At 67.2% G+C, this 21,341-nt stretch carries 20 protein-coding genes; 12 read left to right on the top strand and 8 right to left on the bottom strand.

Annotated elements, in window-relative coordinates; genetic code table 11:
- Position 1: 1 nt before the first annotated feature.
- Genes VG502_RS09000 through VG502_RS08975 form a run of 6 tightly spaced genes read left to right on the top strand, consistent with a single transcriptional unit; the run spans position 2 to position 5,350 of the window.
- The gene (locus VG502_RS09000) at positions 2-739 is read left to right on the top strand and encodes an ABC transporter ATP-binding protein (RefSeq protein WP_325549703.1); all 738 of its coding nucleotides are present in this window, start codon (positions 2-4) and stop codon (positions 737-739) included.
- Positions 740-789: 50 nt separating this feature from the next.
- Positions 790-1,587 (top strand): TetR/AcrR family transcriptional regulator, encoded by a 798-nt coding sequence (locus VG502_RS08995; RefSeq protein ID WP_325549702.1) that lies wholly within the window; start codon positions 790-792, stop codon positions 1,585-1,587.
- 43 nt (positions 1,588-1,630) lie between these two features.
- Complete coding sequence (locus tag VG502_RS08990; RefSeq protein ID WP_325549701.1) at positions 1,631-2,497, top strand: NUDIX hydrolase; 867 nt, start codon at positions 1,631-1,633, stop codon at positions 2,495-2,497.
- Positions 2,498-2,523: 26 nt separating this feature from the next.
- Positions 2,524-3,300 carry an enoyl-CoA hydratase/isomerase family protein gene (locus VG502_RS08985; protein WP_325549700.1) on the top strand — a complete coding sequence of 259 codons (777 nt, stop codon included), beginning with the start codon at positions 2,524-2,526 and terminating at the stop codon, positions 3,298-3,300.
- Positions 3,301-3,311: 11 nt separating this feature from the next.
- Positions 3,312-4,208 carry a 3-hydroxyacyl-CoA dehydrogenase family protein gene (locus VG502_RS08980; protein WP_325549699.1) on the top strand — a complete coding sequence of 299 codons (897 nt, stop codon included), beginning with the start codon at positions 3,312-3,314 and terminating at the stop codon, positions 4,206-4,208.
- Positions 4,199-5,350, top strand: a complete 1,152-nt coding sequence (locus VG502_RS08975; RefSeq protein WP_325549698.1) for an acyl-CoA dehydrogenase family protein — start codon at positions 4,199-4,201, stop codon at positions 5,348-5,350. The genes VG502_RS08980 and VG502_RS08975 overlap by 10 nt, the downstream gene beginning before the upstream one ends.
- A gap of 199 nt (positions 5,351-5,549) precedes the next feature.
- Here the strand turns inward: VG502_RS08975 and VG502_RS08970 are convergent, their stop codons facing one another.
- From VG502_RS08970 to dop, 6 genes are all read right to left on the bottom strand, one after another.
- Complete coding sequence (locus tag VG502_RS08970; protein WP_414655721.1) at positions 5,550-7,346, bottom strand: ABC transporter ATP-binding protein; 1,797 nt, start codon at positions 7,344-7,346, stop codon at positions 5,550-5,552.
- Between the two features lie 97 nt (positions 7,347-7,443).
- Positions 7,444-9,441 carry an ABC transporter ATP-binding protein gene (locus tag VG502_RS08965; RefSeq protein WP_325549696.1) on the bottom strand — a complete coding sequence of 666 codons (1,998 nt, stop codon included), beginning with the start codon at positions 9,439-9,441 and terminating at the stop codon, positions 7,444-7,446.
- A 193-nt stretch (positions 9,442-9,634) separates the two neighbouring features.
- On the bottom strand, positions 9,635-10,414 hold the full coding sequence (gene prcA / locus VG502_RS08960) for a proteasome subunit alpha (protein ID WP_325549695.1): 780 nt from the start codon (positions 10,412-10,414) through the stop codon (positions 9,635-9,637).
- The gene (gene prcB / locus VG502_RS08955) at positions 10,411-11,229 is read right to left on the bottom strand and encodes a proteasome subunit beta (RefSeq protein WP_325549694.1); all 819 of its coding nucleotides are present in this window, start codon (positions 11,227-11,229) and stop codon (positions 10,411-10,413) included. The genes prcA and prcB overlap by 4 nt, the downstream gene beginning before the upstream one ends.
- Entirely contained in the window at positions 11,226-11,426 is a 201-nt protein-coding gene (locus VG502_RS08950; RefSeq protein WP_325549693.1) for a ubiquitin-like protein Pup, read from the bottom strand. The genes prcB and VG502_RS08950 overlap by 4 nt, the downstream gene beginning before the upstream one ends.
- Before the next feature lie 124 nt (positions 11,427-11,550).
- Positions 11,551-13,080: a depupylase/deamidase Dop gene (dop, locus tag VG502_RS08945; RefSeq protein ID WP_325549692.1), complete on the bottom strand. Its 1,530-nt coding sequence runs from the start codon at positions 13,078-13,080 to the stop codon at positions 11,551-11,553.
- Between the two features lie 113 nt (positions 13,081-13,193).
- Between dop and VG502_RS08940 the strand changes: the two genes are divergently transcribed.
- The 3 genes from VG502_RS08940 (at position 13,194) to VG502_RS08930 (ending at position 16,000) form a co-directional block, all read left to right on the top strand.
- Entirely contained in the window at positions 13,194-14,222 is a 1,029-nt protein-coding gene (locus tag VG502_RS08940) for a Gfo/Idh/MocA family protein (RefSeq protein ID WP_325549691.1), read from the top strand.
- A gap of 71 nt (positions 14,223-14,293) precedes the next feature.
- Positions 14,294-14,647, top strand: coding sequence for a DUF3054 domain-containing protein (locus tag VG502_RS08935; RefSeq protein WP_325549690.1), 354 nt, complete (start codon positions 14,294-14,296; stop codon positions 14,645-14,647).
- Between the two features lie 96 nt (positions 14,648-14,743).
- The gene (locus tag VG502_RS08930) at positions 14,744-16,000 is read left to right on the top strand and encodes an FAD-binding protein (RefSeq protein ID WP_325549689.1); all 1,257 of its coding nucleotides are present in this window, start codon (positions 14,744-14,746) and stop codon (positions 15,998-16,000) included.
- A 29-nt stretch (positions 16,001-16,029) separates the two neighbouring features.
- Here VG502_RS08930 and VG502_RS08925 read toward each other — a convergent pair whose 3' ends face one another.
- The gene (locus VG502_RS08925) at positions 16,030-16,533 is read right to left on the bottom strand and encodes an FBP domain-containing protein (RefSeq protein WP_325549688.1); all 504 of its coding nucleotides are present in this window, start codon (positions 16,531-16,533) and stop codon (positions 16,030-16,032) included.
- 385 nt (positions 16,534-16,918) lie between these two features.
- Here VG502_RS08925 and VG502_RS08920 point away from each other — a divergent pair, with 385 nt between their 5' ends.
- Positions 16,919-19,222, top strand: a complete 2,304-nt coding sequence (locus tag VG502_RS08920) for a molybdopterin cofactor-binding domain-containing protein (protein ID WP_325549687.1) — start codon at positions 16,919-16,921, stop codon at positions 19,220-19,222.
- An 11-nt stretch (positions 19,223-19,233) separates the two neighbouring features.
- Positions 19,234-19,710: a (2Fe-2S)-binding protein gene (locus VG502_RS08915; protein ID WP_325549686.1), complete on the top strand. Its 477-nt coding sequence runs from the start codon at positions 19,234-19,236 to the stop codon at positions 19,708-19,710.
- A 39-nt stretch (positions 19,711-19,749) separates the two neighbouring features.
- On the opposite strand, the gene VG502_RS08910 is transcribed toward VG502_RS08915, so the two are convergent.
- A complete protein-coding gene (locus VG502_RS08910) occupies positions 19,750-20,583 on the bottom strand; it encodes an alpha/beta fold hydrolase (RefSeq protein ID WP_325549685.1) in 834 nt (277 codons plus the stop codon).
- Between the two features lie 211 nt (positions 20,584-20,794).
- Here VG502_RS08910 and VG502_RS08905 point away from each other — a divergent pair, with 211 nt between their 5' ends.
- On the top strand, positions 20,795-21,340 hold the full coding sequence (locus VG502_RS08905) for a TetR/AcrR family transcriptional regulator (RefSeq protein ID WP_325549865.1): 546 nt from the start codon (positions 20,795-20,797) through the stop codon (positions 21,338-21,340).
- The last annotated feature ends 1 nt before the right edge of the window (position 21,341 follow it).

Here is a 21,341-nt window from a genome sequence, read left to right as displayed (position 1 = left end):
CATGACCGACGATGCACTCGTTCTCGACGATGTCACCCTCACCTACGGGTCCGCGACCGCCGTCTTCGGACTCTCGCTCACGGTCGGAGCGGGTGAGTCCGTGGGCATCCTGGGCCGCAACGGAGCCGGCAAGACCACGAGCCTGCGCGGCATCATCGGCAGCGCCGTGCGGCGACGCGGGTCGGTCCGCTACTTCGGCGAGGAGATCGGTGGTATGCGCGCCGACCAGATCGCCCGCAAGGGGATCAGCTGGGTCCCGGACGATCGCCGCATCTACACCACGCTCACGGTGCGGGAGAACCTGCTGCTCGCCAGCCGGGAACGCAGTGGACCCGCTCGGCAAGCGGTCGACGAGGCTGTCGCCGCTGTGCCACTGGTCGAGAAACTCCTGCCGCGCAAGGGGATCCAGCTCAGCGGTGGCGAACAGCAGGCAGTCGCAATTGCGCGGGCGGTCGTCGCTCGCCCCCGGTTGCTCCTCCTCGACGAGCCCGCCGAAGGGCTCGCACCGATCATCGTGAATTCGTTGCGGGACAGCATCATCGAGCTGCAGCGGTCCGGCATGACGGTGCTCATCGCCGAACAGAACCTGAATTTCGTTCTCGCTGCGACACAACGCGTCTGTGTGCTCGACTCCGGTCGTCAGGTGTTGACATGCTCCTCGGAGGAGTTCGGCAATTCACCCGAACTCCAGAACGAGCACCTTGCGATTAGCCTCGAGAATCACGGCAGACGCCGCTGATACGAGAACAACGCGCGATGCACCGTAGTGGAACTGAAGGGGAGAGATCGATGGCGACGGCGAAGAAGGCAGCGGCTGCGAAGAAGGCCGCTGCTGCCAAGGACGTGAGCAAAAAGGCGGCGAGGAAGACAGCCGCCTCTCCCACGAAGCGGACAGCGGCCAAGAAGTCCGAGCGCGTCCCGCGGCCCCGGGCGTTGTCGGACTCGCAGCCCGAGCCCGGCACCAAACGCGGGCGGGCCACCCGCGAGCGGCTGCTGAACGCCGCCCTGACCGTGTTCGAGACCAAGGGCTTCCTGGAGACCAACGTCAGTGACATCTGCCAGGAGGCCGGCGCGGCGCACGGGACGTTCTACATCTACTTCAAGAGCAAGGAAGACGTCTGGTACGCCCTGGTGGACCGGAGCGCCGCCCTGCGCCAACTCGCGACCACCGCACCTGCCGAGGTGGGCGGCACGGTCTACGACCGGTTCGCCTACACCCTGACCCAGTACTTCCAGGACATCCTCGAGCACCCGCAATGGACGCGGACCCTGGAGCAGGCGGCGACCATCGACGACAAGACGCGGATCCACCGGCTGGACATCAGGCGAGCGTTCCGCACCCGGATCCTGCACGGCATCGAGCGCCTGCAGGATGCCGGGCTGGCGGACCCCGGCGCGCATCCCGAGATCGTCGCCGAGGCGATCGTGTCGATGCTGCACAACTTCGCGTACATGAATGTCGTGCTGGCCGACAAGCCGACCTATGAAACGGACGAGGTCGTCGAGACGCTCACCATGATCTGGGCACGTTCCATCGGGCTGGACGTCGAGCACCTGTCGGCGCGCACCACCGAGTCTGCCGTCTGAATCTGCAGCTCTGGCAACTGATTTCGATTGAGAGGGGACGACTGTGGCCATCGACCGGTCGGCAGCCATGCGGCGCTTCCTGGCTGACCAGCGTGAGCCGGTCACACCTCGCGACGCGGCGACAGTCCTGCTCCTGCGTGATGCCGGGACGGACGGCGGCGGGATCGAGGTCTTCATGCTGCGCCGCCATCGCGGTATGGCGTTCGCCCCCGGCATGTACGTCTACCCCGGAGGATCGGTCGAGCCACACGACCGCCTGCCGGTGCATCGTTTCGGCGGGCCGACACGGCACGAGTGGGCACGTGCGCTGGACACGTCGGCGGACCTTGCCCACTCCCTGGTGTGCGCCGCGATCCGGGAGACGTTCGAGGAGTGCGGCGTGCTGCTGGCAGCTCCCGACCCCGAGTCCGGTTGTCCCCTGCCCACAGGCACCGACTGGGACCAGCAGCGCCTGGCGTTGGCCCAGGGGCGGACGACCCTGGGTGCCCTGCTCGAGGAGCACGGCCTGGTCGCCCGTACCGACCTGCTGCGCCCGCTCGGTCGATGGATCACACCCATCTTCTCGACACGGCGCTTCGACACCCGCTTCTTCATCGCTCCCCTGCCCGACGGCGCCGCATGCCGTGACTTCGGCGAGGAGAGCGACGCGGTCGAGTGGGTGCCTGTCCGGGAGACACTGGATCGATACGAGCGGGGCGACATACCGATGATGCTTGCCACCGCGGACGCGCTCAACACGCTCGCACCACACGACTCCGTGGCGGCAGCCCTCGCCGCGCCCCCACCCTCGAACATCCCGCTGATCGTCCGGGCGATTCGGGATGGCGCCGACTTCCGTTTCGTCGTGGACGGCCCGGACGACGCCGTCCCTGTCGACGACTTCCTGAGCATCCGCCGCCGAGCCTGTTGATGGCTCCGTCCCCCGAAGGAGCCCGTATGCCAACGACTTTCGTCACTCTGCGTGTCCAGGACGGTGTCGGCATCATCACCGTCGACCGGCCAGAAGCACGCAATGCGCTGAGCCTGGAGGTCCAGCGGGACCTGCGTGTGGCCCTGCAGGACGCTGCCGACGACGACTCGATCAACTGCGTCATCCTGACCGGCGCCGGGGACAAGGTCTTCGTGGCCGGTGCCGACGTCAATCAACTGCGGACCTACACCAAACACGACGGGCTGACCGGGCGCCTGCAGCGGCTTTTCGACGAGATCGCCCACTTCGACAAGCCGACGATCGCGGCGATCAACGGCTACGCGTTGGGCGGCGGATGCGAACTGGCGCTTGCCTGCGATCTCCGAATCGCTTCAACCCGAGCGCGATTCGGCTTCCCGGAGACGGGCCTGTCCGTCATACCCGGTGCCGGCGGGACACAGCGCCTGAGCCGGCTCGTCGGCCAGGGACACGCGCTCGACCTGATCCTGAGCGGACGTTTCGTGACGGCGGACGAGGCGCATGCGATGGGTCTGGCCTCCCGCGTTGTGTCGCCGGATGCGCTTCTTGCCGAAGCTGTTTCGGTTGCCACCTCCATCGGTGCCAAGGGCCCACTCGCGACGCGGCTGGCCAGGATCGCGGTCAAGTCCGGCCTCGACGCGGACCTCGCCACCGGACTCACGATCGAACGTCTCGCCCAAGCACTGCTGCACGAGACGACAGACAAGCAGGAAGGCATCGCCGCGATGCTCGAAAAGCGCACCCCGACCTTCCAGGGCAACTGAGGAGACCATCCATGACAGACATTTCCCGCATCCTGGTCGTCGGCTCCGGCGCGATGGGCTCGCAGATCGCCATGGTCTGCGCGCTCTCCGGCTACGAGGTGCGCGTGCAGGACATCAGCGACGACAGCCTGGCTCGCGCCGAGGCCCAACTGCGAGCGCGCATCGACCGCAACGTCACGAAAGGCCGCCTCACGGAAGCAGACCGCGACGCGGCCTTCGGGCGGATGACCTTCACGACAGATCTCGCCGCCGCGGCGCAGGACGTCGACTTCGTGATCGAAGCCGCCATCGAGAAGCTCGACGTCAAGCGCGAGTTGTTCGCGCGCCTCGATGAGTTGTGCCCCGAACACGCCATACTCACTTCGAACTCCTCGAGTTTCATTCCCTCCCGGATCGCCGATGCCACCACGCGGCCGGACCGCGTGTGCAACATGCACTTCTTCAACCCGGCGCTCGTCATGAAATGCGTCGAGGTGGTCCGCGGTGAGGCGACCTCCGACGACACGATCGAGGCGACCGTCGAGCTGACCAGGAGCCTCGGCAAGCTGCCGGTGCTGCTCGACAAGGAGATCAACGGTTTCGTCGCCAACCGGATCCTCACCGAGATCCGCCGGGAGGCGATGTTCCTCGTCGATGGCGGTTACGCGTCACCGGAGGCGGTCGACACCGCGTGCAGGACGGCGCTCGGGCACCCGATGGGCCCGTTCGAGCTGCAGGACCTGACCGGTCTCGACATCGGCTACTACTCCCAGCTCGGTCGCTTCGAGGACAGCGGTGACCCGGTCGACAAGCCCGCCGAATCCCTCGCCGAGCGGGTCGAAGCCGGACACCTCGGCCGCAAGACAGGTCGTGGCTGGTACGTCTACGACGCCGAGGGCAACAAGACAGGTGTGAACCGATGGAACTGACGCTCACCGAGGAGCAACACGATTTCGTGGCCGTTGCCCGCGAATTCCTGGAGCGTGAGGCGGTCCCCCACCGCGCCGAGTGGGACCGTGCCGAGTCGATCGACACCGCCTTCATCCCGCGGATGGGTGACCAGGGCTTCTTCGGCCTGACCATCCCCGAGGAGTACGGCGGCATCGGCGGCGACATGCTGAGTTACGTGCTGGCCCTGGAGGAACTCGGCCGTGTCGACTCCTCGTTGCGCGGACTCGTGTCGGTCTCGCTCGGCCTGGTCGGCAAGTCGATCCTGAGCCACGGCACCGAGGAGCAGAAGCAGCGCTGGTTGCCCGGCATCTGCGCGGGTACCGGCCTCGGCTGTTTCGCATTGACCGAGCCCGACACCGGATCGGACGCCGCTGCGCTGCGGACATCCGCCGTGCGCACCGGCGACGACTACATCATCAACGGCTCGAAGATCTTCATCACCAACGGGACGTGGGCCAAGGTCTGCCTGCTCTTCGCACGCACCGGCGGCTCCGGCCCGCGCGGGATCAGTGCGTTCCTGGTCGACACGAGCACGCCGGGCTTCTCGCTGCGTCCGATCGAGGGCAAGCTCGGCCTGCGCGGTCAGGCGACCGCCGAACTGACCTTCGAGGACATGCGCGTGCCGGCGGACTGCATGCTCGGCGCGGAGGGCGCCGGTTTCAAACTGGCGATGAGCGCGCTGGACAAGGGGCGCATCTCGGTCGCGTCGGGCTGTGTTGGCATCGTCCAGGCGTGCCTGGAAGAGAGCGTCGCATACGTGAAGCAACGCAATCAGTTCGGCAAGCCGATTGCCGGTTTCCAGCTGGTGCAGGAGATGATCGCCGAGATGTCCGTCGACGCCGATGCCGCGCGGATGCTCGTATGGCGAGCCTGCGATCTCGTCATGCGCGGCGAACCGTTCGGCACCGCGGCCTCGAAGGCCAAGTACTTCGCCAGTGAGGCGGCGGTCCGCGCGGCGAACCTCGCGGTGCAGGTGCATGGCGGCTACGGCTTCATCGACGAGTTCCCGGTACAGAAGTTCTTGCGCGACGCCCGGGTGATGACGCTCTACGAGGGCACCAGCCAGATCCAGAAGCTGCTGATCGGCCGCGCCGAGACCGGAGTCAGCGCGTTCCTCTGAGAACGCCCGGCTGACGGCGAGCGGCTCCGCGCTGCAACGCTTCAGGCCCCCTCACCGAGAGGACACGAAACACACTCAGAGGACACGAAATTCGGGCGCGAGACCCCCACTTTTCGTGTCCTCTCGAGCAGTTATGTGTCCTCTCGGTGAATCGGGTTGAAGAACTGCCGGGTCCGCGATTGAGACCAGCCGGCACCGCTCAGGCGAGGGACTCCACCCAGGCGCGGTGCAGGGCGGCATACCGACCGTCGCCGGCGCCGATCAGATCGGCCGGGCTGCCGTCCTCGAGCACCTGACCGTGCTCGAGCACCAGCACGCGGTCGGCGACTGCGACGGTCGACAAACGATGCGCGATGATCAGCGCGGTGCGGTCGGCCAGCACCGTCTCGAGCGCTCGCTGCACCAGTCGCTCACTCGGGATGTCCAGCGAAGAGGTCGCCTCGTCGAGAATGAGCACCGCCGGGTCGGCGAGGAATGCGCGCGCGAACGCGATCAGCTGCCGCTGCCCGGCGGACAGGCGACCGCCCCGCTTGGCGACGTCGGTGTCGTAGCCGTCCGGCAACTCGTCGATGAAGTGCTGGGCGCCCACTGCCTCGGCAGCAGCGCGGATCTCGGCATCGGTCGCCGAGGGCTTGCCGAAGCGGATGTTGTCGGCGACCGAGCCCTCGAACATGAAGTTCTCCTGGGTCACCATCACCACGTGCCGGCGCAGCTGCGGCTGATCGACATCGCGCAGGTCGGTGCCGTCGAGCCGGATCGCACCCGCGGTCGGGTCGTAGAACCTGGCCATCAGCTTCGCGATCGTCGTCTTGCCGGCGCCGGTGGTGCCCACCAGTGCCACCGTCTGCCCGGCGGGTATGTCGAGCGTCAGCCCCGGCAGCACCGGGTGGCCGCCGACATACTCGAACCGCACATCGTCGAACTGCACTCTGCCGTGGACCTTTTCGAGCTGTTTGGGGTCCTCGGGATCCTTGATGCCGGGTGGTGTCGCGATGACCCCGGCGACCTTCTCCAGCGCGGACGACGCGGACTGGAAGGTGTTGAAGAACTGCGTGATGTCCTGCATCGGCTCGAAGAACATCCGCAGGTAGAGCAGGAATGCCGTCAGCACGCCGACGGTCATGTGGCCGTGCAGCACGCGATAGCCGCCATACAGCAGGACGATGCTGGTCATGATGTTGCCGACCAGCTTGACCGACGGCATGAAGATCGCGACCAGCCGGAACGTCTTCTCGTTGATCGCGCGGTATCGCTCGGCGACCTCCTCGAAGATCTCCTGGTTGCGCGGCTCGCGGCGGTAGGCCTGCACCGCCTTGATGCCGGTCATCGTCTCGACGAACTGCACGATCACCAGCGCGGCGGTCTCACGCACCTCGCGGTAGGTCTTGCTGGATTCGGTGCGGAACCACGCCGACAGCGCGACCAGGATCGGGAAGCTGATCAGACAGATCAGACCCAGCTCGAGATCCAGGGTGACCAGCAGGATCGCCGTGCCGATCAGTGTCAGGACCGCGGTGACGAGGCTGTCGAAACCGTTCTCCAGCATGTCCTGGATGGCCTCGACGTCGTTGGTGGAGCGGCTGACGACGCGGCCGGAGGTGTATTTGTCGTGGAACGAGACGTCCAGCCGCTGGAAGTGCCGGAAGATCCGCCGGCGCAACTCCAGCAGCGCGAGCTCACCGATGATGCCGGACTGCCGCAGGAAGAACATGCGGGTCACGGCCTGCACCGCGACGACCGCGCACAACACGCCGATGACGACCAGGAGCACGGTCGCGTCGTTGTTCTTGGTGATCGGCGGGACGCCGTGGTCGATGCCGATCTGGACCAGCCGGGGCACCGAGAGCCGGGCGAGGTTCTCGATGACGACCAGCACGCACAGGACGGCGACCATTTTCTTGTATGGCGCCAGCAGCGACCCGAGCAACTGACGCGCTTCGCGCCGCATCGGCTTGGACTCGTCGATCGGCAGGTCGCTGTCGTTGTCGGACATCATGCGTCCGCGCCAGCGCTCCTCCGGCTGCACCGGCTGCTCGGCGCGCGGCTGCGTATCGGTGCTCATCGGGACCCCCGCGGAGAACTTTGTGGGGTGATCATCTCCGCGCCTCCTTCATCTGGCGGTTGAAGGGATCGAGTTCGCCGTCGCGAGAAGCGCGTTCGGACTCCCCTGCCATCGCGACGTCCTCCTGGGCACACCGACGCTCGTCGTCGGTACACCAGGTCGGGTCGGGCTCCGCGCCATCGTCGATCTCGTCGTCGGCCGCCAGCAGATAGCGGTATCGGGGCACGCTCGCGAGCAGCTGCGCGTGCGTGCCGACGTGGGTGATGGTGCCGTGGTCCAGCAGCGCGACCCGGTCCGCGAGCAACACGGTGGAGGCCCGATGCGCGACCACGAGACCGGTGACCTCGTGCAGCACGCGACGCAATGCCTCCTCGACGAGCGCTTCGGTGTGCACGTCCAGCGCCGACAGGGTGTCGTCCAGCACGAGGACCTTCGGGCGGGTCAGGACCGCCCGGGCGAGCGAGAGCCGCTGCCGCTGGCCACCGGACAGGCTCATGCCCTGCTCCCCGATCCGGGTGTCGAGCCCGAAGGGCAGATCGTGGACGAAGTGCGCCTGCGCGACGTCGATCGCCTCGGCGATCTCGTCGTCAGTGGCGTGCGGCCGGCCGAGGGTGAGATTCTCGCGCACCGACAACGAGAACAGTGTCGGGTCCTCGAACGCCGTCGCGACGGTCTGCCGCAACGCGGGCAGGCTGAGCTGCCGGATGTCGGTGCCGTCGACCTGGATGCTGCCCTCGGAGACGTCATACAGCCGCGGGATCAGCCCGGTGAGGACCGACTTGCCCGAGCCGGTGGCTCCGACCAGGGCGATCGTCTCCCCCGGCGCGAGGTCGAGATTGACATGCCGCAGCGTCCACGCGTCCTCACCGTCGCCGGCGTCCGGGAACTTGAAACCGACATCGACCAGCCGCAGGGCGCCACCACGCGACACCTCCGCCACCGCCCCGTCGGTGATATCGGGCTCGGAATCGAAGATCTCGGCGACCCGGTCGGCCGCGGTCATCGCCTCCTGCGACATGGACAGCAGGAAGCCCAGCGACGAGATCGGCCACACCAGCGACAGCATCATGGTGATGAACGCGACGAGGGTGCCCAGGCTGATCCGGCCCGAACCGGTGGCAGCGGCACCGAGGCCGAGCACGACGATCAGCGTGAGGTTGGGGATCACCTCGAGCAGCGTCCAGAAGTTGGCCTGGAGCCGGACCTTGCGCACCTGGATGTCGAACAGCCCGGTGATCTGCTCGTCGAAGCGCTCGTAGATGTAGTCCTCGCGGCCGAACGACTTGATCACCCGCATGCCGAGCGCAGCTTCCTCGACGTTGGTCGCGACGACGCCGGTCTGGTCCTGCGCCATTCGGGAGAGCTTGGTGAATTTGCGCTGGTTGTGCAGGACGGTCACTGCGATCGGCACGATCGAGATGACCACGACCACGCCCAGCGGCCAGTAGAGCGCCAGCAGGATGATAGTCACGACCACGATCTGCAGCGAGTTGAGGATCAGCATCACGATGCCGAAACTGAGCAGTCGACGAATCATGCTGAGGTCGTTCATGATTCGCGACAGCAGCTGCCCGGACTGCCAGCGGCCGTGGAACGACATCGGCAGCACCTGGAGCCGCGCGTACATCTCCTTGCGGATGTCGCGCTCGATGCCCATCGTCGCGCGCGCAACGAGCCACCGCCGCCCGAACCACAGGATCGCCTCCGCCATACCGACGGCCAATGCGATCGTGCCCAGGACCCACAGGCCGTGCTGGTCGTGGTGGCGCACCGGGCCGTCGATGACGGCCTTGGTCATCAGCGGTATGACGATCGTCGCGGCCAGGCTGCCGAGCGAGAACAGCAGCATGCTGATCCACCGGGCGCGGTAGGGCTTCACGTAGGGCGCCAACCGCAGCAGGCTCGTGGTACGACGGTGCCGCTGCGGTGGGGGCTTGATGCTCGGTGCGGAGATCAGGCCCGCCGAGGCGGAGCGTGAGGTGTCGGAACTGTCAGGGGAAACGACTGCCGGCGGCGGCTGATGGGTCATCGTGAGGTGCGGGCTCCTGGGCGAGTGACGACGGCGAGACACACCTCAGCCTCGACGTTCAACCGCACTTGAAGTCAAGGCGGGCCACGCACCTCGACGATCCCCGAGCAGAGCACGGTCAAGCGAAGAATCTGGGATGTCTATCGATCATGTCACGCACCACCGACAAGGGCATCCCGAATATTCGCGCCCCTTAGACCTCGGGCTCGTCGTCGACCCGGTGGGTGTCGTGCGCGCCGCTCTCGTCCTCCGTGTGCGGGACGTCCTCGGTCGGGTCGTCCGGGCTGAGCAGTGCCTCGAGCAACGGACCGGCGATGCGCCGGAACTTGCGGCGTTCCCGCGCCCGGTCCAGGAGCGCGACCTCGAGCTGGTCGGCGGACAACGTGCGGGCGTCTCCGCCGTTCGGGTCCTCCCCCAGCACGGCGACGGCCAGGCGCAGTACCGAGCCGAGATCCATCCCGGCCTGCCAGCGATCCTGCAGGACGCTGTTGATGTGCTCCGATGCGCCGCCCATCGCGACGAAACCGTGCTCGTCACCCACGGACCCGTCATAGGTCAGCCGGTAGATCTGGTCCTCCGCCGGGTCGTCGTCGACCTGCGCGACGACGATCTCCACCTCGTAGGGCTTGGACTCCTGCGTGAAGACCGTGCCCAGGGTCTGGGCGTAGGCATTGGCGAGACCGCGTGCCGTGACGTCCGAGCGGTCGTAGGAGTAGCCGCGCAGGTCGGCATACCGAATGCCCGCCACGCGCAGGTTCTCGAACTCGTTGTACTTGCCGACCGCAGCGAACGCGATGCGGTCGTAGATCTCCGACACCTTGTGCAGGGCGCGGCTGGGGTTCTCGCCGACGAAGGCGATGCCGCCGTCATAGGCGAGGACGACGACCGACCGCCCGCGCGCAATACCCTTGCGCGCGTAGTCGGCCCGATCCTTCATCAGCTGCTCGGGCGATACGTAGAACGGCATGCTCATCGGGTACCTCCGATCTCGCGGCGAGCGGCCAGGACCTGCTCGACCACTTCCGCCAGGGCGTCGTCGTTCACGAACCGGGTGCCGTCGGCGTCGACCACCGCGACCGTGGGCCAGATGCGCCGGCCGAGGTCGGGTCCGCCGGTGGCGGAGTCGTCGTCGGCCGCGTCATACAACGCCTCGATGGCCACGTGCACGGCCTCGTCGCGCGTCAATCCGCGACGCCACAACTTCTTCAGCGCGCCACGCGCGAACAGTGAGCCCGAACCCACCGAGTGGAAGTCGTGCTCCTCGTAGCAGCCGCCCGTCACGTCATACGAGAAGATCCTGCCCTCGTCACGATCCAGGTCGAATCCCGCGAAGAGCGGCACGACGGACAGGCCCTGCATGGCCATCCCGAGGTTGCCGCGGATCATCGTGGCGAGGCGGTTCGCCTTACCGACCAGGGACAGTCGCGTGCCCTCGATCTTCTCGTAGTGCTCGAGCTCGACCTGGAAGAGCCGGACCATCTCGATGGCGGTGCCGGCAGTGCCGGCGATCCCCACGGCCGAGTAGTCGTCGGCCGCGAAGACCTTGAGCATCTCGTTGTTGGCGATCAGGTTGCCCATCGTGGCGCGCCGGTCACCGGCGAGCAGCACCCCGTCGGCATACCCGATCGCGACGATGGTCGTGCCGTGCGGAGCCTCCACCGAGGACCTCGGCAACGTGCGCGAGCCCGGCACCAGGTCGGGCGCGTGCCCGGCGAGGAACTCGGTGAACGACGAGGAGCCGATCTGCAGGTAGGAGGCGGGGAGTTTGTTGGCGTTCGCTTCGCTCACTGGCCGCCCTTTTGGACGAAGCCACGGACGAATTCCTCGGAGTTGGACTCCAGCACACCGTCGATCTCGTCCAGGACGCTGTCGATGTCGTCGTCCAGCTCCTGCTTCGCCGGCGCGGCAGTGGGTGCCGGCTCCGGGGCGTCGTCGGCCGGGTCGGCGTCGCGGCGTTGCGGATTCTTGTGTTCCTGCGTGGCCATGGCGGTGTCCTTTCCTCGATGGCGCGATGTTCTGCGCCTCTGTCCCAACCCTACGTGTGGCACCCCGTATGACGCGACGGCACGCCAGCGCGTCGAGGTCTCAGTCGAGTTCTCAGGCGACTTCTCAATCGATGCGCGGGGGTTCGTTGGCCAGCAGTCGCAACAACTCGTCCGCGGAGCCCGCCCGGTCCAGCAACGCACCCACATGCGCCTTCGTCCCGCGGGCCGGCTCGAGCATCGGCACGCGCTGCAGGCTCGGCTGCGACGGCACGTCGAAGATCACCGAGTCCCAGGACGCAGCAGCGACCTCTCGTGGGAAGCGCGCCAGGCAGGTGCCCCGGAAGAACGCACGGGTGTCGGCCGGCGGCTCGATGACCGCGCTCCGGACCGCTTCGTCATCGACGAGTTGCTCGAAACGCCCCGCGGCGAGCAGCCGATTGAAGATCCCTTTGTCGGCGCGTACGTCCGACCACTGGATGTCGATGGCGCGCAGGCGGTGGTCCGACCAGTCCAGCCCATCCCGGGCGCGATAACCCTCCAGCGTCTGCAGCTTCGCGACCCAGTCGACCTCGCGGACCGCTTCCATCGGATCGCGCTCGAGTTTGGTCAGCACCTGCTCCCAGCGCTGCATGACCTCGGCGGTGTCCGGGTCGAGCTCCCCGCCATACTGCCGTTGCAGCCAGGAATCGGCGAGTTCGTAGTAACTCCAGAGCAATTGGACGCCGGTCATGGTGCGCCGGCCGGCCACTTCGACGGTGGCGCGCAGGGTGGGGTCGTGCGACAGACGCTGCAATGCCTCGACCGGCTTGTCGACGGTCAGGTCCTGCGTGATGGCGCCGTCCTCGATCATGCCCAGCACCAGGCTGGTCGTGCCCAGCTTCAGCAGGTTGGTCACGTCGCAGTGGTTGGCATCGCCCAGGATCACGTGCAGTCGCCGGTAGCGATCGGCCACGGCGTGCGGCTCGTCACGGGTGTTGATGATCGGCCGCTTCAGGGTGGTCTCCAGGCCGACCTCGACCTCGAAGAAGTCGGAGCGCTGGGCGAGCTGGAAGCCCGGCTTCCCCGACTCCACACCGATGCCCACGCGGCCCGACCCGACCATCACCTGCCGCGCGACGAAGAACGGGATGAGGTGGCGCACGATCTCCGAGAACGGCGTCGACCGGCTCATCAGGTAGTTCTCGTGCGTGCCGTAGGACGCGCCCTTGCCGTCGGTGTTGTTCTTGTAGAGGTTGACGCCGGGGCGATCCGGGCCGGACAGCAGCCGCACCGCCTCCCGCATGACGGACTCCCCCGCTCGATCCCACTTGATCGCGTCCCGCGGTGTCGTGACCTCCGGCGAGCTGTACTCCGGGTGGGCGTGATCGACATACAGCCGGGCACCGTTGGTGAGGACGACGTTGGCGAGCGTCGGATCCTCCTCGTCGGTCAACTGACTGGCGTCGGCGCTGCCCCGTGCCATGTCGAACCCGCGCGCGTCGCGCAGCGGCGCCTCGTCCTCGTAGTCCCAGCCGGCGCGTGCCGCCCGCATGCCCACCTGCGTGGCGTATGCCGTGACGACGCGACCCGACAGGACCATCGGGTTCGCCATCGGATCGCCCGGAACGGAGATGCCGTACTCGGTCTCGATGCCCATGATGCGGCGCACAGTCATGGCTCGACCATAGGACGCGGGTCCGTTGGTTACGACGGAGGTTCACTGGACGGGACTGCGATGCCGCGCGATCCGCGCCGGCTGCGTGCCGACACTCTGCGAAGATGGCTGGCGTGACCGCCCTTCCCGCTCCGACCACACCCGATCCGATGGACGCGCCGGTGCTGCGCTGGGGCATCCTCGCCCCGGGTGGCATCGCCAGGTCCTTCGCCCGGGCGCTCCAGGCGGAGACGGGTCAGCAGATCGTCGCCTGCGGCTCCCGCAATCTGCAACGTGCACGCGAATTCGCCTCTGAATTCGGTGGTTTCACTGCACACGGCTCCTACGAGGAGCTGGTCGCCGACCCGAACGTCGACGTCGTGTATGTCGCCTCTCCACATTCGGCGCACCGCGAGCACGCCCTGCTGGCACTACGAGCCGGTAAGCCGGTCCTGGTCGAGAAGGCGTTCGCCCGCAACGCGGCCGAGGCCACCGAGGTCATCGACGAGGCACGCAGCCGAGGGCTGTTCTGCATGGAAGCCATGTGGTCACGCTTCCTGCCGCGGTATGACGTCGTGCGCCGGGCCGTCGCCGACGGCATGCTCGGCCGGCTCGACACCGTTGTGGCCGACCACGGGCAGTTGCTCTATCCGGGCGGGCCGCTCCGGCTGGCCGATCCGGTACTCGCGGGCGGCGCGCTCCTGGACCTGGGCATCTACCCGATCTCGCTCGCCGCGATGCTGCTGCCCGGAGACCTGCAGGTGACGGCGACCGGCGTGCTGACGCCCGAGGGCGTCGACCGCAGCGAGACCGTCGTGCTCACCGGCAACGACGCCACCGCGACCTGCCTTGCGACCATGTCGGCCCAGACTGCGAATACCGCTGTCATCGCAGGTGATTCGGCACGACTGGAACTGCCCGGATGGTTCTATCAGCCAGGACCGGTGCAGCTGATCGGCGCGAACGACAAGGTGCTCGACACCTACGAACCGGCCGTGACTCAGCACGGGCTGCACTTCGAAGCCGTCGAGGCGGCGCGCCGGATCAGCGCCGGCGATGTCGAGTCCCCGTTGATGACCTGGGACGAAACGCTGCGGATCATGCGTCTCATGGATCAGGTGCGTGCCCAGCTGGGTGTGCGCTACCCGGGCGAACCGGCATGAGCGAGCGGCCGAAAACGCACAGAGTCAGTGCTGAGACCCGAGGGACGAGGGGATCGGCACTGACCGGTCGAGTGTTCGCAGCGCTTGGCCTCGACGCACTTGTGATCCTCGTCTTCGCGGGCATCGGCCGCGCGTCGCACCATGAGAGCAATCCGGCCGTGGATGCGCTGCAGACCGCATGGCCGTTCCTCGCCGGTGCCGCCGTCGGCTGGCTGCTCGTCCGGTCGGTCTCCGGGCGGCTCCCCTTGCAGGTGCGCACCGGTTGGCCGGTCTGGTTGTGCGCGGTCGCGGTCGGCATGATCCTGCGGCGGCTGACCGGGGAGGGCACCGCGTTCCCGTTCATCGTGGTCGCAACGATCTTCCTCGGAGTCTTCCTGCTCGGCTGGCGCCTCGCCGCCGGGATCTGGCAGTTGAATCAGAATTAAGGACAGCTACGGATGTGGGCAAAGTTCCTGGCCAGGCGCGAACCGACTGTCAAGGAACTTTGAACGCACCGCACAGTGGCAACGAAAGGCGCACGCATGACGACGAACTGGTCAGGGACCTATGACTATCGCGCGATCCGACGCGAACGGCCGGGCACGGTCGAGGAGTTGCAACAGCTCGTCGCCGACGCGCCGGCTGTGAAGATCGCCGGCTCCGGACACAGCTTCAACGGCATCGCGGACAGCGAGACCGGTTGGCAGTTGGACCTTTCCGGCCTGGTCGCGGACCCGGAGGTCGACACCGAGCGCGACACGGTGACCGTCAGCGGCGGCATGAAGTACGGCGAGCTGGTGCCGGCGCTCACCGCGTCGGGACGTGCACTTGCCAACCTGGCCTCGCTCCCCCACATCACGATCGCCGGCAGCGTCGCCACCGGAACGCACGGCTCCGGTGTCGGTCAGCGCGGTCTCGCGTCAGCAGTGCAAGCGGTCGAACTACTCACTGCCGACGGTGAATTGCGCTGGATCGACGCCACTGACCGGCACTTCGGCGGCGTCGTGGTCTCGCTCGGATCCCTGGGTGTCGTCACGCGCCTGCGCCTGTCGACCGTGCCCGATTACGCCGTGCGACAGGACGCCTTCGTCGGCATCAGCTGGGGCGAGTTGATCGCCCGGGCGGGCGAGGTGCTGGCTGCGTCATACAGCGTGAGTGTGTTCGGCCGGTGGACCGGCGCCGGCCCGGATCACATCATCGCGAAGTCGATCGTGGACGGCGACGGCAACGGCACCCGGCCGTCCCTGTCCGGGGCGAGCTGGACGCCGGACACCCTGCACCCGCTGCAGGCGGCCGGCGCGACGCCGGACGCAGTGACCGAGCAGGGTGGTGCCCCCGGCTCGTGGGCCGACCGCCTGCCGCACTTCCGGCTCGGATTCACCCCGAGTGCCGGCGCCGAGATCCAGTCGGAGTTCTTCATCGCGACGGAGGACGCCGGCCGCGGCATCGAGGCACTGCTGGCCGTCGGCGATGCCATCGCGCCATACCTGCTGGTCTCCGAGATACGAGCAATCGCAGCCGAATCCCAGTGGTTGAGCCCGGCGCAGGGCCGTGACTCGGTGGCGTTCCATTTCACCTGGAAGCCCGAGGTGGAGGCCGTGCACCGGGCAGTCGCGATCGTGGAGCAGGCGCTCGCCGACCTCGCACCGCGACCGCACTGGGGCAAGGTGTTCACCTATCCCGGACGGCTCGACTTCGCCTATGGCCGGCTGGACGATTTCGACGACCTGCGTCGCCTGTTGGACCCGCACGGCAAGTTCCGCAACGGGTTCATCGACCGCCACGTGGCGCGCGCCTGACACGACGCGCGCCACCTGGCGGCGGCTGCTCACCGGGTGGCGAGCACCCGCCGGACGAAGTCGTCGGATCGCAGGCGCAGGCCGTCGATCCGTCGCTGGATGAGCGCGATGCGGTCCTCCTCGGCACCGCTGCCCACCTCGGTCAGCGTCGGCTTCCGCCGGACGTTGGCATTGCAACCGAAGTCGCTGCAGATGAGCGTGCCGATGCTGTCGCCCTTACGGCCGGGTGCGCCGGCACGGCGCGCGACATACATGGCGACGTCGTCCTCGACGACGACGTCCTGGCACCACGCGCAGAGCGCGCGACGTCGTGGACCCTTGCGCTCCGCCGTCGTGAAGCGGACGCCGACCGGCGTTCCGTCGATCTCGATCACGACATACCCGGTGTTGTCCTTCTTGCGGTCCCGCCAACCCAGGAAGTCGGTGTCGTCCCACGAGATCGTCGTCAACTCCGGGAGCGTTGCCTCACGGATCTCGCGGCGCGAGGCGTTGATGAATGAGCCGCGGATCGCGGCATGGGTCAGGGAAAGCATGGTGAATCGGTCCTTCGATCGGTGAAGTGCGGCACGCAGCGCCTCGGCTGTGTATGCCGCAAGGGCATGGCGAATGCACCGATCCGGCGAGCTTCTCGTCTCGTCCCGGACCGGGCGGGTCAGCTGTGTGCTGAGCAGGCCATGCGGCCGACCTCACTCCCCTGCGACCGCTGCGGCCGCTCCTCGTGGTGATCAGAACCGGTGCACGCCTTCGCGGTACACCGCTTGCCAGGCTCTCATGGACGGGCCGAGACGCGCACCTCGATTCCGGGCCGCAGGCGCGCGGAAGGGGCAGCTGAAATTGACCAAGTCTTGGTGTGCACAACCGACCGCCCGGTCGATGAGCTGTGCCAATCTGTTTCGGGTGCCCCAACACGACGAATCAGTGAGCGAACCAACCGGCCGTCGAGGCATCAGCCGCAGGCGGTTCGTCGGCTATCTCATCGCCGGGACGACGTTGACCGTGGCAGCGGACCTGCGCCTCGGCACCCCGGCCGAGGCCTCCGTGCCGTCCGCGCCGCAGATCGCGGCGCTCTACGACCTGGAGGACCTGGAGACCCACGCAGGTCTGCCGACGGCGAACCTCATCAAGGTGACGATCAACAGCGACGGAACGGCGAGCTTCGCGCTCCCCCGCGCGGAGGTCGGGCAGGGGATCACCACCTCCACCGCGATGATCCTCGCCGAGGAACTCGACCTGCCCGTGGAGAAGGTGCAGGTCTCGCTGGCGCCGGCGCGGCCGGAGCTCGTCTTCAACCAGATCACCGGTGGTTCGAACACGACGGTGTCGACATACACCCCGATCCGGGTCGCGGCGTCGATCGCCAAGGGCGCTCTCCTGAAGGCGGCCGCAGTCGAACTCGGTTACGCCGTGGACGAATTGACCACGAAGCTCGGGGTTGTCAGCGGCCCCAACGGTAGCTCGGTGACCTACGGCAAGCTGGCGTCCAAGGCCGCCAGCAGCACGACCCGGGCCACCAAGACCGAGTTGAAGGCCCGGTCGTCGTTCAGCGTCGTGGGGACAGCGCAGAACCGCGTCGATGCACGCGACATCGTCACCGGTAAGAAGCAGTTCACGATGGACCTGCAAGTGCCCGATGCGCTGCCGACGATGCTGTGCCGAGCGCCCGGTCTCAACGGCCGTCCGGCGACGCTGAAGAACAAGGACGCCGTCCTGAAGATGCCCGGCGTCACGGACGTGGCGGTCGTCCAGACCGGCATCGCCGTCCGGGCGAAGACCTTCGGGCAATGCATCGACGCCGTGCGCATCATCGAAGCGGACTTCGGCGACGGTGTGGTCGGGACGGCCGACGACGAGTCCGTTATGGCCGAGCTGCGCAAGGCCGAGATCCCGCTGGCCGTGCCGAAACTGCCGTTGCTCGGCGTTCAGGTCGACACCGACTTCGAGTTCATGTTCCGCTCCAGCGCCGCATTGGAGACCAACTGCGCGATTGCGGACGTCCGCGACGACCACGCCACCATCTGGTCCGGGCTGAAATCACCGATCGTCGCGCAGGGCAAGATCGCCGAGGCGATCGGCCTGCCGCAGGACAAGGTGACCGTTCATGTCGTGACGGGCGGCGGATCGTTCGGGCACAAGCTGTTCCACGACCCGGCGCTCGAAGCGGCGCGCGTCTCCAAGGCGATGGGCAAGCCGGTCAAGCTGATGTGGCACCGCGTGGACGAGCCGCGCCAGGGACGCATGCACCCGATGGTCACCTCCCGGTGTCGGGCGACCATGCTCGGCGATCAGGTCCTCACCTTCGAGCAACGGCACACCAGTGTTGCCACGGACTTCAGCCATGGCCTCGGCGAGATGCTGGTCGCCACCGCCGCCGACCTCCCGCCCGGCCTCGCCGGAGTCGGCCTGTCCCAGAGCATCTTCCTGCTGACCCAGGACCTGCCCTACAACTTCGGCGCCGTCACCCAATTGCTCGACGAGACCGACACCCGCTTCAACACCGGCTCGATGCGGTCGATCTACTCGCAGGACGTCGCGTGTGCGAGCGAGCTCACCGTCGACCTCATGGCGAAGAAGGCGAAGAAGGACCCGCTCGCCTTCCGCCTCGCCAACATCAAGTACCCCGAGGTGAAGGCCGTTCTGGAGAAGGTCGCCGAAGTCGGCAACTGGGGCCGGACGATGGCACCCGGGACGGCGCAGGGCATCGCAGTGCACCGTGAATACAAAGGCGCGACAGCGTTTCTCGTCGAGATCGACTGTCGTCCGGAGACCGTCAACCGGAAGGTCACCAATGGCGTCACGGGCCCGCGGGTGACCAAAGTCGTGGTCGCGGTCGACGCCGGCCTGGTCATCAACCCGCGCGGGGTCGAGGCACAGATGATGAGCGCCGCCTCGGACGGCATCGGCCTGGCGCTGACCAACAGCACGCACCTGAAGGACGGCCACTTCCTCGAGGGCAGTTGGGACAACTACTTCTACACGCGCGAATGGAACGCACCCTTCGAGTTCGAGTGCGTCATCCTGCCGTCGTCCTCGGACCAGCCCGGCGGCGTGGGCGAGGCGGGCGTTCCGGCGTCATTCGCAGCAGTGGCCTGCGCTTACGCCCGTGCGACCGGCACTGTCCCGAAACGGTTCCCGATCAACCACGACACGCTGTCGTTCGATGTGAAGCCCTACACACCATCCGTGCCCGAGTCCCCCACCGACGGCCTGTCGCACACCTACTGAGCGGAGCTGCCATGTCAACCCACACTTTCACGCTCAACGGCGAACAGGTCACCGTCGAGGTCGAGGACGACGTCCGCCTGCTCTGGGTGCTGCGTGACGTCCTGAAGGTCACCGGGCCCAAGTACGGCTGCGGGATCAACGTCTGCAAGGCCTGCACCTCGCACATCAACGGCAAGGCGTTCAACCCCTGCTCGGTGCAGGTCAAGGACATCAAGCCCACGGACGAGATCACCACGATCGAGGGGCTGGCCGGTGAGGTCGACGCGGACCTGCATCCCATGCAGGAGGCCTGGCTCGAGGAGGACGTCGCGCAGTGCGGCTACTGCCAGCCCGGCCAGATCATGGCTGCCGTGGCACTGGTCAAGAAGGTGAAGGCGGAAGGCCGTGCGATCACCGACGACGACCTCGACAGCATTCGCAATGTATGCCGCTGCGGCACCTACTTCCGGATCAGGAAGGCCATCCGGGCCGGCGCCGCCAGGATGTGACCCGTCGGCCGACCTCCTGGCGCGCCCGTCCGCGTCCACTCAGCGCTGAAGGAAGTCGAGCAGCAGCTCGTTGACCTCGGCGAAGTGCGTCCACAGCAGTCCGTGCGGGGCACCCTCGATCTCGTGGTAGTCGGCCGCCGGCAACGCCTGCGCGAACCGGCGACCGGTGGCATCGATCGGCAGGATGTTGTCCGCGGTGCCGTGCACGATCAGTGTCGGGACGTCGATCTTGGGAATGTCCTCGCGGAAGTCGGTCAGCCACGTGGGCTGCGCCGCCACTGATGCGTATGGCGAGGCGTTGTACGCGAGCTGCTCGTTCGCGCGCAAGGCCTCCGGACTCAGCCGAGTCCCGAGGTGATCGGCGGTATTGAAGAAATTCTCGAAGAATGACGTGAAGAAGGCGTAGCGATCCTGGGTTGCAGCCGCGAGCAAACCGTCGAACACCTCCTGCGGCACGCCTTCCGGATTGTCGTCCGCCTGCAGGAGGAACGGCTCGAGTGATCCCAGGAAGGCAGCCTTGGCAACGCGTGCCGAGCCGAACCGGGACAGATAGCGGGCCACTTCGCCGGTGCCCATCGAGAACCCGACCAGCACCGCATCGTGGAGGTCGAGCTCGTCGAGCACCGCTGCCAGATCCGCAGCGAAGGTGTCGTAGTCGTAGCCGGTCGTCACCTTGGAGCTCTTGCCGAAGCCCCGGCGATCGTAGGTGATCACCCGGTATCCGGCGGCGAGCAGTGCGGCGGTCTGCTTCTCCCACGACGAGCCGTCGAGTGGGTAACCGTGGATCAGCACGACCGGTTGTCCACTGCCATGGTCCTCGTAGTAGAGCTCGATCGGAGTGGAGTTCTCGGTGCCTACGGTGATCGTGCTCATGACGATGCATCCCTTTCACGATTGGAGAACGCGCGTTCTCGCGCGCTCTCCACCTACAGTAGAGAACGCCCGTTCCCGACGCAAGGGTTCGGTGGGTGAACACTGGAGGAGCGACACCGTGGCGGCGAAGCGGACACCGAGCCGGACAGCGAAACCGACGACGAATCAGGAGACAGTGCGGTCGAAGGCGGATCCGGGGCCCGAGGACGAGCTGAGCGCGCGCATCGTGCAGGCGGCGGATGCGCTCTTCTACGCACGCGGCATCAACGCCGTCGGCATGGACGAGGTACGCACGTCGGCCGGCGTCTCGCTCAAGAGGCTCTACACCGCGTTCCCCGGCAAGGAAGCCCTGATCCTGGCGGTACTCCGGTTCCGGCACGGCATCTGGGAGTCCGGACTGGAGGCCGCCGTGGAGGCCGCGACCACCCCGCGCGATCGATTGCTCGCGATCTTCGACTTCCTGGAGTCCTGGTTCGCGGAGCCGACGTTCCGCGGCTGCGGCTTCATCAACGCGTTCGGCGAGCTGGGGCCGGGTTATCCGTCCATCGCCGACTACGTCCGCGAGCACAAGCGGTCCTTCCGGAAGCGCACCGATCAACTCGTGGCGGCCGCCGGGTTGCCCGCCGCTCTCGCGCCCCAACTCGTGTTGCTCGCCGAGGGTGCGCAGACGACGGCGGCGATCTTCGGGACGCCGGCTCCGGCTGCCGATGCCCGAGCTGCGGCCGAGTCGCTGATCGCCGCACACGCCGAACCGTAAG

It is taken from the genome of Flexivirga sp. (genome assembly GCF_035551235.1).
Lineage (GTDB): Bacteria > Actinomycetota > Actinomycetes > Actinomycetales > Dermatophilaceae > Flexivirga.
Note: the sequence above shows the minus strand (reverse complement) of the source record. Positions and strands in the feature narration are given on the sequence as shown.

What these genes read in the sequence shown, in the direction of transcription:
- VG502_RS09000 (WP_325549703.1), top strand. Translation starts at nt 2, where the DNA reads ATGACCGACGATGCACTCGTTCTCGACGATGTCACCCTCACCTACGGG.
- VG502_RS08995 (WP_325549702.1), top strand. Translation starts at nt 790, where the DNA reads ATGGCGACGGCGAAGAAGGCAGCGGCTGCGAAGAAGGCCGCTGCTGCC.
- VG502_RS08985 (WP_325549700.1), top strand. Translation starts at nt 2,524, where the DNA reads ATGCCAACGACTTTCGTCACTCTGCGTGTCCAGGACGGTGTCGGCATC.
- VG502_RS08980 (WP_325549699.1), top strand. Translation starts at nt 3,312, where the DNA reads ATGACAGACATTTCCCGCATCCTGGTCGTCGGCTCCGGCGCGATGGGC.
- VG502_RS08975 (WP_325549698.1), top strand. Translation starts at nt 4,199, where the DNA reads ATGGAACTGACGCTCACCGAGGAGCAACACGATTTCGTGGCCGTTGCC.
- VG502_RS08970 (WP_414655721.1), bottom strand. Translation starts at nt 7,346, where the DNA reads ATGATGTCCGACAACGACAGCGACCTGCCGATCGACGAGTCCAAGCCG.
- VG502_RS08965 (WP_325549696.1), bottom strand. Translation starts at nt 9,441, where the DNA reads ATGACCCATCAGCCGCCGCCGGCAGTCGTTTCCCCTGACAGTTCCGAC.
- prcA (WP_325549695.1), bottom strand. Translation starts at nt 10,414, where the DNA reads ATGAGCATGCCGTTCTACGTATCGCCCGAGCAGCTGATGAAGGATCGG.
- VG502_RS08950 (WP_325549693.1), bottom strand. Translation starts at nt 11,426, where the DNA reads ATGGCCACGCAGGAACACAAGAATCCGCAACGCCGCGACGCCGACCCG.
- dop (WP_325549692.1), bottom strand. Translation starts at nt 13,080, where the DNA reads ATGACTGTGCGCCGCATCATGGGCATCGAGACCGAGTACGGCATCTCC.
- VG502_RS08930 (WP_325549689.1), top strand. Translation starts at nt 14,744, where the DNA reads ATGACGACGAACTGGTCAGGGACCTATGACTATCGCGCGATCCGACGC.
- VG502_RS08925 (WP_325549688.1), bottom strand. Translation starts at nt 16,533, where the DNA reads ATGCTTTCCCTGACCCATGCCGCGATCCGCGGCTCATTCATCAACGCC.
- VG502_RS08915 (WP_325549686.1), top strand. Translation starts at nt 19,234, where the DNA reads ATGTCAACCCACACTTTCACGCTCAACGGCGAACAGGTCACCGTCGAG.
- VG502_RS08910 (WP_325549685.1), bottom strand. Translation starts at nt 20,583, where the DNA reads ATGAGCACGATCACCGTAGGCACCGAGAACTCCACTCCGATCGAGCTC.